An 11,489-nucleotide genomic window follows, 5' to 3' on the forward strand; every position below is an offset into this window, starting at 1 on the left:
AGAACTATATCCTTATAATGGGTGTAGTTCTTTTTTTTGTTGGAGAGGGGTTTGAATATGTCTACAATTTTAAGTGCAGATGAAGCATTAACAAGTTTTTTGGAATTTAAAGAAATGTTCTCAAAGCTGAAAGAAGAGAATATAAATGAGGCAACAACCCGTCTTAAAATGATTGATGAGTTCTTTATAAAGGTTTTAGGGTGGCCTAAAGAAATGATTGAGGTTGAGCTGGAAATAGGTGACACAGCTCAGGATAATAGCCATAAAAAAATTTATGCAGATTATATGGCATATAGTGATCATAATCAGTTTATTATTGAGGCTAAAAGAACCGGGAGATATTTTGAAATTCCGCAAGGAAGGACAAAAAATTACAAAAGTACAGCTAGCATTTATAACGATAAAAACAAAGAATTTATTGACCAGGCAAAAAGGTATATGTATAAATTAGGAACTCCGTATTGTGTATTAACAAATGGTTATCAATTCATAATAATTAGAAGATCATTTCCAAATATGGATAAAGATACAATCGTATTTAGAGATTTAGATGAGATTGAAAGAGATTTTGTTTTATTTTGGGCTATTTTAAATCCACATGGCGATGGACCAGGGGCTATTGATAATTACCTCAAAGCTCCACTCGAAATCAGACAGATTCCTTCTTTGAGTTTGAGACTGTACGACAAAATACGGCATGAAGATAAGTATATACTTAGACAACATCAATCTATAGTTGCGACAGAGACTTACCTAAATAGGTTTTTTGGAGATTTAACAGTAGATGCTCAGATTGATCTACTGGAGAAATGTTATTGTGATCCATTTGGAACATACAAAGATTTCGCCAGTCAATTAAAAAGGAAAATTGAGCCTCTACCTATAGCTGCAATAACGCCTATAAAAGGAAGAGACGAGCTTTTTAAAACAAAAAGTAATTTTGAAAAACAATACCTTGAAAATCTACAAAAAAATCCTGGTAGTGTTTATGTGCTTTTAGGGGAAGTTGGAGCTGGTAAGTCTACCTTTTTAAAACATTTTTATTGCTTTGAACTGCAGGATGAAGACAGAGATAATATAATTTGGATAAGATTAGACTTTTTAGATTTCAATAAACCTGTTGGTCAACTAAATAACTTCATAAGTGAACAGATTCTAAAAAGACTCGATAGTACTGAATATAATTATATGAAACTTGATGAATGGGAAACCATAAAAAGGATATATCAGAAAGAGTTCCATACATTCAAAGTAGGAATGCCTCCTTCTCTACAAAAAGACGAAGATTTTATAGAACAAAAAATTTGGGAACTATCAGTTGATTATCAAAGAGATTTGGAATTTAGATTGAAAAAAACAATAGATTATATAAGTACAGCCTTAAACAAAAGTGTATGTTTTGTATTTGATAATATTGACCAGAAAACAATTGACGAGCAAAAGGAAGTTCTGTTAATAGCACATGAAAGAGCTACCGCTTATGGAAGTACAGTTATAACTGCTATGAGGTTTCAAAGTTTTAATTTAATTAAAAATAAACCACCATACGATGCATTGCAAACTATTACTTATAGAATTCAACCTCCAAATGCAGGAAAGCTGTTGGAAAAGCGTTTAGAGGCATTAGAAGATTATCCTCAAGAACAATATGTTTATGAGTACGGTAATAAAACAGTGAAGATTCCTATCTCTAAATTTGTGAAGATATTAAAAAACACACTTGATAAAAGTCCAGAGCAGCAAGTGGAAAAGCTATTTGAAGAGCTCTCTGGTGGAAATATGCGAAGACTGCTTATTATGTTTAAAACGGCAATTCTATCAGAAAACACAAGACTTTATGAAGTTTTAGACTTCATTAACGAAATAAAAAATATTGATAATACAGCTCTTTCTTATGATCAGGTACTAGAAGGAATTGTGAGAGAAGACAATAGGTATTACTCCAGTGAGGAGTGTAATATTTTTAACTTATTTAATTATCAATCTGATGGTTTTTATTCACACTTGACTAATATATATATATTGAAATATTTAGAAGAGTGCTCTCATGCAGGAGAGCAGTATGTTGATTTAAATGACTTGTTAGAGAGGTTTTCATCAACAATTTTAGATAGACAAAAACTGGAAATTATATTAACCCCTTTACTTAACGAATACCTTATTAACTCAGATATTGGTGGAAGAGACTCATTAATAGGTACCAATGCAGTTCAAATAAGTTATACGGGACTATATTACATTAATGTTTTGCTTTCAAATTGGAAATATATATTTAATATGATGGTGGATACCTCTATTAGAGATAGAGAGCATTTCAAAAATTTAAATGAATATTTTAGAAGATTTCAAAGTTCCCGTAATAGAATCAGCAAAGATCGACTAGCCTACGGCTGTGTAACAATATTCTTAGAGTACTTAGCTCTTCAGGAAACAGAAGATCTAAAGTACTTTAAACCTAAAACAACTACGGGTAAGAGTGTGGTTGATATTATAATTAGAGAGGCAAATGCTTCCTTTCAAAATTATATGAATAATGTGAAAGTATCTAAATAAAGACCTTGAAAAAATAATGTTTAATAATTATCAACTTTAATGAATGATTTTTGAAAAAGTGCAGTGGAGCGAACATCAAATTTGGGTGTCTGTATGGTCTGGTCCTTCACGCCAGTGAATCCGTTAAACACGGATTATGGCGGCATCGTGCAGGGATATACCTAAGCCAATCGAGATCAATGATTACGAATTCAAATGCAACGCTTTGAATTCAGAGTAGGAAATAGACCGTCTACCTAAATGGTAGGCGGCTTTTTCGTCTATATCCTCAGTGTAAGATTGGCATTCACACAATGTTCTAGATAATCTAAAATAGATGTAATATTGGTGGAGGTTTTTATGGAAGGAGATGAGATACATGGCTGAGAGCCTTTCTGTTGAAGATTTTAGAATGGAAGTACAACGTCAAATAGATGAAGCTCGTAATATGGGAGTTGACTACGTGGAGATTGTTTCAGGTGAAGTGCATAGAATACTGGGTGGTTATCCCGGGCCAAATCACAGTATGCCATCATGTTGTAAGGCAATGTATGATTATAAAAAGTCTAATGATATGATTTTAGCGGCGCCATCTAAAGGTAAAGGGGCCAGCCTGAAGATTAGATATTATATCTAGGAGTGATTATATTATGGATGCATTTAAAGTTTTGAAAACAGATTCGGATTTTCTTGCTGCAGCACTAACACAATCGCGAGTCGCAATATTTGAGCTTCGCGGTGATCTGGCCGGCTGCATTGTAGACTATGGAGGTCATGTTGTTAAGTGGAGTCCAATAAGTGTTAAGGTTTCTGATGCTTACTACATAAGAGGTGAATTTGAGTTTAGAATGGTACTGGCGTGAATCATATACACAAGGTCTTAGAGAGCGATACAGACTTTCTAGCGGCAGTCTTATCTCAGGTGAAGGTATCTGTCTGGTACCGAGCAGATCCGGACCCGAACGGTCACCTGATGAATTACGGCGGCATCGTAGAGAAGTACACCCCAGAATCCGTTAAACTGTCCGGCTCCTATTTCGTCCGCAGCCGTTTTGAATTTAGAGCATAAAAAGAATACCCCGCCAAGCTTATGCTTGACGGGGTATTCTTTGTTTACATCAGCGCGCTACTTACTTCCATTTACTCTCGTCAAATTCCCAAGGGAAAAATCTGTTGATTGAAACAGCCGTTTCTTCCCAGGTGTCTTTAGAACATCTGTCTAATATTTTTTGGATTTCAGCTTTTATTAAAGAGATGTCAAAAGATTTGACAAGAAGTAAACCACGAATAGCTATTGCGGCTTCATCAGTAAAAAAGGCTTTGAGTCCATTAGCAGTTGCTAAAGTAGCATAGAACTGATCAGCACCATGCACCTTTTCTGATCCAACATCTAGAACGACTGATACGCAAAAATCTTTGTTTTCTTCAGGCATTTCATAAAAGTGAGTTTCTTTAAGGATCGGACGAATCATATCAATCTCCATTCATATCTGAATTTATTGAGAGACAAATGAAGAATCTCGCTGTGATTAGTCAGAAACAACATTAACATGATAATTCGATGTTCGATAATTATCATTGTAACCTGTCCGAGAAAACTTTTCAAAATTTGCTTGGTAATTGCCAAGCCATTTTGATCCAGTTCTCACTCTTCTCAAACCATCTTGACTATAATACCAAAAACCTCCCGACTCCATCTTTAATGTATAACCAGACCCAACAAAAATTTGTGCTGCTCCATTGACGATAGATGAAGGAACGGCACTTTCCGTGTATCCATAATTCCCGGAACTTGCTAAAGCTAGTTGGGCTAAATCATATGATGATATATAAGGGAAGGCTGCAGGATTAATATTACCTGAACTGTTCTCCTGTATGACACTGGAATTACTAGGGGCGGCAGAGACGAAGGTGCTAAACGAGCTGAATAATAAAATGAAACCAAACAACAAAGATGTAATTTTATTGACACTTCTCTTCAAAATAATCACTCCTACTTAAATTTTTCGATAAAGTTAAATATTTCCACTTGATCGATATTGACAATTTTACACAAGATGGAATGAAAAGTAAGGGGAAAAATGTAAAAAAATGAAGAAAAATAAAATTAGTACATAAGTAATGTGTTTATAGTAAAATAAGTAAAAATACCTAATTTTAATTTGAAATATATAAATTAGCAAATATTAGAGATGATACATAGTCTATTGCCTGATTTACCTTAACAAAGTTATAATGCAAACAAACGTTCTTGTTTTTGGGGCGATCACATGAGAATGAGCAAAGGCCAAATCATCGAAATCATATACGTGGACAACGCAGGCAAGATTACACAGCGAAAATTAGAAGTGAAAGGTGTTCGTGATGGACGCATCCGGGCGAACTGCCTGACCACAGATTCGCCCCGGGTATTCTTGGTAGCAAACATTCTTTCGTGGCAGCCCGTCAAGGAAGCGCGGTATGCTTGAGGATACACTTCGGAAGCTGCTGCGGATCATGGTGCAGTTCAGGTATCACTTTAAGAGAATGCCAGATATCAAAGAGTTAGGGCGATTGAGTGGGCGGCGGCCTGCAGAGATAATCAAGGGTTTTAAAGTGTTTGCCGCCGAAGAATACATAAATTGGGTCGCGGCTGAGCCCGTCGAGGCAGCCGTAATTCTAATGCAATGGGGAAGAGGACGCTTACCGATAAAACGCCGCAGCAGGGCTTACAACGGCCCGACATTGGGCATAACATAGATTATTGGCTGTATCATTAAGGAGGGTTCATTGTGACCAAACTGGACGGCAATGACCGATGGCAACAAAAGATGCTGTTGACCGAGCATGTGGAAGAGTATGGGCGGCAGCAGGGCAAAGAGGCCAAAAGTGTCGGCAGCCGGCAAATGCTTACCAATGAGGAACGTACTATGGTTCGGGACCTGATCTTACTGCCGCATATAGATACCATGGTCAGCAAGAGCATTGCAGAAATAGAGCATTCAGGCAATGTACTCAGTAGAGCTTACCTTATGACCGGCCGTTACATACAGAACAGAATCATGAAAGATACATACATGTTACAGAAGGAGCTCAGGCAGAGGAATGTGAAGATTGTCCCCGATGAGCAAGATGATTTTCTGATCTATCACAAGATATTTTTCCGGGGGTACCAGGAACGTTTCGGCCTTACCCGTGATGTAATGCGTACAGAGATCAGCCTGAGGCTGACAAATTATATAGCTGAGTTAGGTGGTATATTTAAAAACCTCTTAAAATAAAGGAAGCCCCGTCAAGTGATTATACTGGCGGGGCTTGGTTTGTTAATTACTGCTTCTTATTAGCTTTCTTCCAGCTCGAATACAACTACTTCGTGTAAAGGGACTTTGAAGTGTAGGCACGTCTTTTCTAATACTTCCATGGAAACATATTGATCCTTTCCAAGTTTCGCGAGCGTTGCAGTCGATAGTCCAAGCGCTTCACGATATTCAGTTTTGGACATTTCTCTGTCGATTAGTAATCTCCAGAGTGGCTTGTATGAGAACCCCATAAACATGTTCCTTTCTAATTGTTTATACATATAATAAAATATTATATTTAGAAATGCAAATAATTTATTTGACATTTTGTTTAATATAGTGTATATTATATTTAGGAAGTGAAACAAACCAGCTTCCGGAAAGGAGAGTGAAACATGAAGGATTGGGCAAACTTAGCAGTCTCCATTGTGAACTTGGCAACGGCGCTAGTCCTATTAAGGAAAGCGACGAAGGAGACAAAAGAAAAAGGAACCAAAAAACGCAGCCGCCACGGCAAACGTAAGTAAGGTTCCCGGAGAGTAGGGGTCGCACCCCCTGCTCTCCACCCAATCATAACATAAACGGTTTGGACGATACAATCAGCCGGCGGGCATACGCGGGAGGAATTAAGAATGGAAAATAATTTTGTTGCTAGTCCGTACGCATACAACGATAAAAACAAGCCGATATCGTGGGGAGTATGGAATAATGAACTGAAAATTTGGATACCGCATTTGCCTTCTAAGAAGAAAGAGGCCGAGGAGCTGGCGAAGTCACTTAATAGGTTGGCTAAATAACGCGGGGCTACGGCCCTCTTGGGGGATAGATATGAAACATACTGGATGGGTCTGGACGGTCATAGCGGAGCGTAGAGCCGTAGAGCGTGGTCTGGATGAACGAAAGGCTGGAACCATGGTAGGCACTGGTTATTTGATACCAGGACACGGTGGCAGTTATTTTGCCCGACATTCTTGGGTTAGCAAAGGGTATGTATAACAGGTAAAACACTAGGGGCTACGGCCCCTATAAAGGAGGAATCGACATGTTACACACAATTACTTGGATCATTATTGGTGCCGCGTTGGTTGTCTCAGTGGCCGCACTAATTAAAGCTCGAGGGCGGCGGTAAGTCGCCCTCACACAATCGTACGGCCAACCCAGTTGTGTATGAAACAGGGCCATGGTCGCCAGTTGTTTCTTCTACCGTATCTTCTACCAATTCTTCTACCAACATGCGGAACTTTACAAAACCTTATAGAACTTTATAATGAGTAGTGTAGAGCCTGCCATAACATAAGGTACTCAATGGAACCTTATGGAATGGGACAGGGTCGCACTCGTAATGCGTAGGCCGGGGGTTCAATTCCCTTCACCAGCATCTTAAGGCAACCATATCAGGCGCGGATTTCCGGGTGTCCGGGGACCGCGCTTTTCCTTTTGCACGGGAGAAAGGATGGATGGCTTAAGGGCATGCAGGCACATTGGACTTCAGTTTACAGTTTCAGTTATGATTGGGATACCGTTAGGGTATTTCTTAATATAGCTTCTGTGCACCTTGTGTGCGCAGGGTTAATCCAGAACGGCCAGGAAGGAGCGAATGCATAGGAAATGGGCAGTCTTCTTATTGCGTGGCTTTGCATGTTATGTCTGTTTCTTACCTTTAAGGATAAGGTGAGCAGAAGAATCCTATACCCGGTGGCGCTGATCGTAGTGTTCGGTACGCTGGGATATTACACAATTTTAATGTAACTTTCAGCTAACCATCATCTTATTTTCAGGTAGAGGGTTTATATTGAATATATCAACACCCCCCAGTGTTATGTGGTACCCTTCAGGTCTTGCCGACTCCCTTGGCGAGGCCTATTTTTTTTGTCCGGCTTAAGGGACCACTGCTGCAGAAGATGCAATAGAACAGGATAGGTTCCACCGTAAGGATTAAACATGTTGGCCGCTAGAAAATAATACTCAGCAAAACCGTTTATAATGTGATGTTTTTCACAAAAGAATAAAGCGGATTGTTATATATTAAAATTGAAATAATAAAAGTTGAAGTTAATGAAGAGAAAAGAGGAGATCAATGATGAATGTTGATGGAAGTCTCCGCCGCGGTCTGCTGTTCGGAATGATTCTGAGCATTCCTTTATGGGTGTCGATGATTGGCTGGATACAACTTTTAGTATGAATCTGAGTTTGACGTCATACATTGCATTAGGGGAGTTAAGGAGTAGTTCCATTTTCCTGAAAATTAAAATAAATGAAGCAATAAAGGACGTTCCAGTATTAAACAAGGAATAGATTGACAAAATATTAGTTTTGCAGATAAACTAGGGTAGTTCGAAAGTAACAAATGTCATTGACTACATATAACAACTCCCTAATTACATATTTTGTCATGTATAAACGCAAACCGTTCGAAAGAATGGGACGCAAAGTCAGGAATCTAAAGCCCGTATACGGGCTATGATCGTCCGGCCGCCGTGAAGCTAACCCTTCGTGGCGGTCTTTTTTGTGTTGCTGGCGGTTGGAGTCACTACTGTAAGTCTTAATTTTTGTGTTTAAGAGGTGAGCGGAATGAAACATAACTCTATGATTAAAAAGTATTTTGCAGCTGGCATGTCTGCTGTGTTATTGGCAGGAGGCTGGTTTGCCTCCTTTGGAGATGCGACCGTAAAAGCAGAAAGCTCTCCGTTACCGGGGATCGCCGGGACGTACAATGTATTTATTCTTGGCGATATAACAACATACCACAGTGATTCGGAAGGCAGGATGGCGGCAGGCGGAAATGTTGCTCTAAAGGAAGGGTATTCTGTAGGCGGCAGCTTGACTGAAGCCGAACGCGGACAAGGAGATACATTGATCGTTGGAGGCAATCTGGAGTATGACAGGGGGGAGGTCAACGGGAATGTGGTATACGGGGGAACTTACCAGGGAACCGGGGGCCCGAAAGGCGGAACAGGAACGCTGCGGCAGCAAACCGGTGTAGTCTCCTTTGCCGCTGAATTTGCGTTGCTTAAGGCCAAATCGCTGGAGCTTGCCGCATTGCCGGCGAACGGTAAAACAGAAAACAATTACGGGAATTTGCTTCTGAAGGGAAGCGATTCTGAGCTGAATGTATTCAAGGTGTCTGGAAGTGAATTATCCGTGGCCAATGAAATCGTTATTAACGCTCCGGCAGGCTCTACAGCCATCATTAATATTGACGGTTCGGCAGTAACAATGAGAAACGGCAACAGGCTGGGCGAAGGTTTAACCGAATTTAGAGTGCTGTATAACTTCAGTCAGGCTGCAAAGGTGAAAATGGAGAACATAGGGGTTATGGGGACAGTTCTGGCCCCTTTTGCCGAGCTCACTTTTAACAACGGACAAATTAATGGTTCTGTAATCGGAGCTGCTTTAAGCGGGACCGGAGAATTTCATCATCGTCTGTACACAGGCGATGTTCCCGGAGTGACACCGACGCCAACGCCAACGCCAGCGCCGACGGCGACACCAGCGCCGACGGCAACACCAACGCCGACGGCGACACCAACACCGACGGCGACAGCAACACCGACGGCGACACCAACGCCGTCACCAACGCCGTCACCAACACCGACGGCAACGCCAGCGCCGACGGCGACACCAACACCGACGGCGACGGCAACGCCAGCGCCGACGGCGACACCAACGCCGTCACCAACGCCAACGCCGACGGCGACACCAACGCCGACGGCAACACCAACGCCGACGGCGACACCAACGCCGTCACCAACGCCAACGCCGACGGCGACACCAACGCCGACGGCAACACCAACGCCGACGGCGACACCAACACCGACGGCGACGCCAACGCCGACGGCGACACCAACGCCGACGGCAACACCAGCACCGTCAAGCGAGGCAACACCATCACCGCCGGAGAGCCCGGCACCAACACCGGTGCCTCCAAGCGAAACTGTCAGTCCGGCTACTCCACCACCAGTGACATTTATACCGCCTACGCCGGCGCCACCTACGGTAATCGGGACGATTGTTGACAATGGTATCAATGTACCGGCGGAGCCTGTGGTTGATGTGGCAGTAGATGAGGAAACTTTAGATGAAGTAATTATAGATGACGATCCGCTGCCGCTTGGACCGTCGGATAACAAACCTTCTGGGCAGCCGGCAGATGAAGGAGGACCGGCTGCAGAAGACAGTGCTGAGGAGCAGCTGCAGCCTGAGCCGGAGCCTGCACAGGATGAAATAACTATCGCAGATGATGAGGTTCCGCTCGGCAGTATAGATGAAGCCGGACAACTGCCGCAGACCGGGGAGTCCAGCCCGGCGCCTTATTATCTGGGAGGTCTGGCTCTCTGCGGAGCCGGTTTGCTGATTAGCAGAACGGCAAGACAGAACAGGCATAAACGCTAAGCTTGACCGGGCAGCAGAATTCACCATGATCAGATTCAATCTAACCAATATGAATCAACTGCTATATGCCGAGACCGGGCTGCTGGGAGATCAAGAAACACGCAAGCAGCCCTTTACTTCGGGCGGTCCGCTTTAGGACTGCAATGACTGCTATTTTCCGCTGACGGCACCGCCGTGCTATACTATGCTGGCATTGTGGATACAGAAGCTCTTCAATGCATACTGCCAGCAGGTATATGAATCTATTCAAAGGAAAGGTGACTGCAGTCATGTGGAGTGTATTGGTTCTTGCGATCATTGTCGTCCTCGCCGCAGGGGTGACCTATGCCGGTTTTTTCTTTTACGGATTAGCGATCAGACGGGCGCCGAAGGAGTTTCTGGCCAAAACACCGGATCTGAAAGCAGATCCTCCGGTAGCCGGGGCATCATGGGGAGAAGGGGCACAGTGGGTCTCGCAGCAAAGCTTCCGGAATATTGAGATCACGTCAGGAGACGGGCTGAAGCTCAGAGGCTACTATCTGCCCAATGAGCGGGCGCAAGGCCGTACAGCTATTGTGGCCCACGGCTATTCGGGCAAAGCTAAGGATATGGGGGCTGTCGCCAAGATTTATTACGAACAGCTGGGATATAACGTCCTTATGCCTGATGCCAGAGGGCATGGCGAAAGCGGAGGGAATTACATCGGTTTCGGGTGGCCGGAACGCAAAGATTATCTGCAGTGGATACAGTATATAATTGACGAGAGCGGAACTGGAACGCAAATTGTGCTGCACGGGATATCGATGGGCAGCGCAACGGTTCTGATGACTGCCGGTGAAAAGCTGCCGCCAGAGGTAAAGGCCGTTGTCGCAGACTGCGGCTACAGCTCGGTAAAAGCGCAGCTATCCTATCAGCTGTGGAGAATGTATCATCTGCCGAGCTTTCCCTTTGTTCACAGTGCAAGCCTGATTACAAAAGTTAAAGCAGGTTACTTCTTTGGTGAAGCGTCGGCGTTAAGACAGGTGCGTAAAGCAGAGGTACCCATTCTGTTCATACATGGGGATGCTGACAAGTTCGTGCCGTTTGCCATGATGGATGAATTATATCAGGCCTGCAGCAGCCCCAAGGAAAAGCTTGTGGTGCATGGAGCCGGTCACGGGCTGGCCTATGATACGGATAAGGAAGGTTATATAAGTAAGGTAAGGGATTTTGTTACGCGGTATGTACGTTGAGGATTGAGGCTGGGGACGTTCAGGAAACACTCCCGAAACGTAGACGCGCCCGGTATCCGCAAGCTGCGGTTACCGG

Annotated in this window: 12 protein-coding genes, 1 tRNA gene and 1 riboswitch; of the genes, 10 read left to right on the forward strand and 3 right to left on the reverse strand. The window is 42.9% G+C overall.

Features of this window, described 5'->3' with window-relative positions; translation table 11 throughout:
* Positions 1 to 57: 57 nt before the first annotated feature.
* From C2I18_RS14490 to C2I18_RS14505, 4 genes are all read left to right on the forward strand, one after another.
* Complete coding sequence (locus C2I18_RS14490; RefSeq protein ID WP_249901840.1) at positions 58 to 2,553, forward strand: type I restriction enzyme HsdR N-terminal domain-containing protein; 2,496 nt, start codon at positions 58 to 60, stop codon at positions 2,551 to 2,553.
* A 358-nt stretch (positions 2,554 to 2,911) separates the two neighbouring features.
* Positions 2,912 to 3,169, forward strand: a complete 258-nt coding sequence (locus C2I18_RS14495) for a hypothetical protein (protein WP_249901841.1) — start codon at positions 2,912 to 2,914, stop codon at positions 3,167 to 3,169.
* Between the two features lie 13 nt (positions 3,170 to 3,182).
* Entirely contained in the window at positions 3,183 to 3,395 is a 213-nt protein-coding gene (locus tag C2I18_RS14500; protein WP_249901842.1) for a hypothetical protein, read from the forward strand.
* Positions 3,392 to 3,601, forward strand: coding sequence for a hypothetical protein (locus C2I18_RS14505; RefSeq protein WP_249901843.1), 210 nt, complete (start codon positions 3,392 to 3,394; stop codon positions 3,599 to 3,601). The genes C2I18_RS14500 and C2I18_RS14505 overlap by 4 nt, the downstream gene beginning before the upstream one ends.
* A 61-nt stretch (positions 3,602 to 3,662) precedes the next feature.
* On the opposite strand, the gene C2I18_RS14510 is transcribed toward C2I18_RS14505, so the two are convergent.
* Both C2I18_RS14510 and C2I18_RS14515 read right to left on the reverse strand, forming a co-directional pair.
* Complete coding sequence (locus C2I18_RS14510) at positions 3,663 to 4,004, reverse strand: Imm8 family immunity protein (protein WP_249901844.1); 342 nt, start codon at positions 4,002 to 4,004, stop codon at positions 3,663 to 3,665.
* A gap of 57 nt (positions 4,005 to 4,061) precedes the next feature.
* Positions 4,062 to 4,514 (reverse strand): hypothetical protein, encoded by a 453-nt coding sequence (locus C2I18_RS14515; protein WP_249901845.1) that lies wholly within the window; start codon positions 4,512 to 4,514, stop codon positions 4,062 to 4,064.
* 789 nt (positions 4,515 to 5,303) lie between these two features.
* On the opposite strand from C2I18_RS14515, the gene C2I18_RS14525 reads away from it, so the two are divergent.
* On the forward strand, positions 5,304 to 5,792 hold the full coding sequence (locus C2I18_RS14525) for a YhjD family protein (RefSeq protein ID WP_249901847.1): 489 nt from the start codon (positions 5,304 to 5,306) through the stop codon (positions 5,790 to 5,792).
* A gap of 59 nt (positions 5,793 to 5,851) precedes the next feature.
* On the opposite strand, the gene C2I18_RS14530 is transcribed toward C2I18_RS14525, so the two are convergent.
* Positions 5,852 to 6,136, reverse strand: a complete 285-nt coding sequence (locus C2I18_RS14530) for a helix-turn-helix domain-containing protein (protein WP_342760347.1) — start codon at positions 6,134 to 6,136, stop codon at positions 5,852 to 5,854.
* 69 nt (positions 6,137 to 6,205) lie between these two features.
* Here C2I18_RS14530 and C2I18_RS29635 point away from each other — a divergent pair, with 69 nt between their 5' ends.
* The 5 genes from C2I18_RS29635 (at position 6,206) to C2I18_RS14550 (ending at position 11,413) form a co-directional block, all read left to right on the forward strand.
* Positions 6,206 to 6,337, forward strand: coding sequence for a hypothetical protein (locus C2I18_RS29635; protein WP_275100988.1), 132 nt, complete (start codon positions 6,206 to 6,208; stop codon positions 6,335 to 6,337).
* Between the two features lie 105 nt (positions 6,338 to 6,442).
* On the forward strand, positions 6,443 to 6,607 hold the full coding sequence (locus tag C2I18_RS14535; protein ID WP_249901848.1) for a hypothetical protein: 165 nt from the start codon (positions 6,443 to 6,445) through the stop codon (positions 6,605 to 6,607).
* Between the two features lie 513 nt (positions 6,608 to 7,120).
* Positions 7,121 to 7,185, forward strand: a tRNA-Thr gene (locus tag C2I18_RS14540).
* 1,016 nt (positions 7,186 to 8,201) lie between these two features.
* Positions 8,202 to 8,290, forward strand: a riboswitch (cyclic di-GMP riboswitch).
* Between the two features lie 106 nt (positions 8,291 to 8,396).
* The gene (locus C2I18_RS14545) at positions 8,397 to 10,202 is read left to right on the forward strand and encodes a choice-of-anchor A family protein (RefSeq protein ID WP_249901849.1); all 1,806 of its coding nucleotides are present in this window, start codon (positions 8,397 to 8,399) and stop codon (positions 10,200 to 10,202) included.
* A gap of 236 nt (positions 10,203 to 10,438) precedes the next feature.
* Complete coding sequence (locus tag C2I18_RS14550; protein ID WP_249901850.1) at positions 10,439 to 11,413, forward strand: alpha/beta hydrolase; 975 nt, start codon at positions 10,439 to 10,441, stop codon at positions 11,411 to 11,413.
* Positions 11,414 to 11,489: the final 76 nt, after the last annotated feature.

Source organism: Paenibacillus sp. PK3_47 (assembly GCF_023520895.1).
In the GTDB taxonomy this organism is placed as follows: domain Bacteria; phylum Bacillota; class Bacilli; order Paenibacillales; family Paenibacillaceae; genus Paenibacillus_AQ.

Excerpts from the sequence above, each read along its gene's own strand:
- C2I18_RS14490 (WP_249901840.1), top strand. The coding sequence starts at position 58 with ATGTCTACAATTTTAAGTGCAGATGAAGCATTAACAAGTTTTTTGGAA.
- C2I18_RS14545 (WP_249901849.1), top strand. The coding sequence starts at position 8,397 with ATGATTAAAAAGTATTTTGCAGCTGGCATGTCTGCTGTGTTATTGGCA.
- C2I18_RS14500 (WP_249901842.1), top strand. The coding sequence starts at position 3,183 with ATGGATGCATTTAAAGTTTTGAAAACAGATTCGGATTTTCTTGCTGCA.
- C2I18_RS14550 (WP_249901850.1), top strand. The coding sequence starts at position 10,439 with ATGAATCTATTCAAAGGAAAGGTGACTGCAGTCATGTGGAGTGTATTG.
- C2I18_RS14530 (WP_342760347.1), bottom strand. The coding sequence starts at position 6,136 with ATGTCAAATAAATTATTTGCATTTCTAAATATAATATTTTATTATATG.
- C2I18_RS14510 (WP_249901844.1), bottom strand. The coding sequence starts at position 4,004 with ATGATTCGTCCGATCCTTAAAGAAACTCACTTTTATGAAATGCCTGAA.
- C2I18_RS14535 (WP_249901848.1), top strand. The coding sequence starts at position 6,443 with ATGGAAAATAATTTTGTTGCTAGTCCGTACGCATACAACGATAAAAAC.
- C2I18_RS29635 (WP_275100988.1), top strand. The coding sequence starts at position 6,206 with ATGAAGGATTGGGCAAACTTAGCAGTCTCCATTGTGAACTTGGCAACG.
- C2I18_RS14495 (WP_249901841.1), top strand. The coding sequence starts at position 2,912 with ATGGCTGAGAGCCTTTCTGTTGAAGATTTTAGAATGGAAGTACAACGT.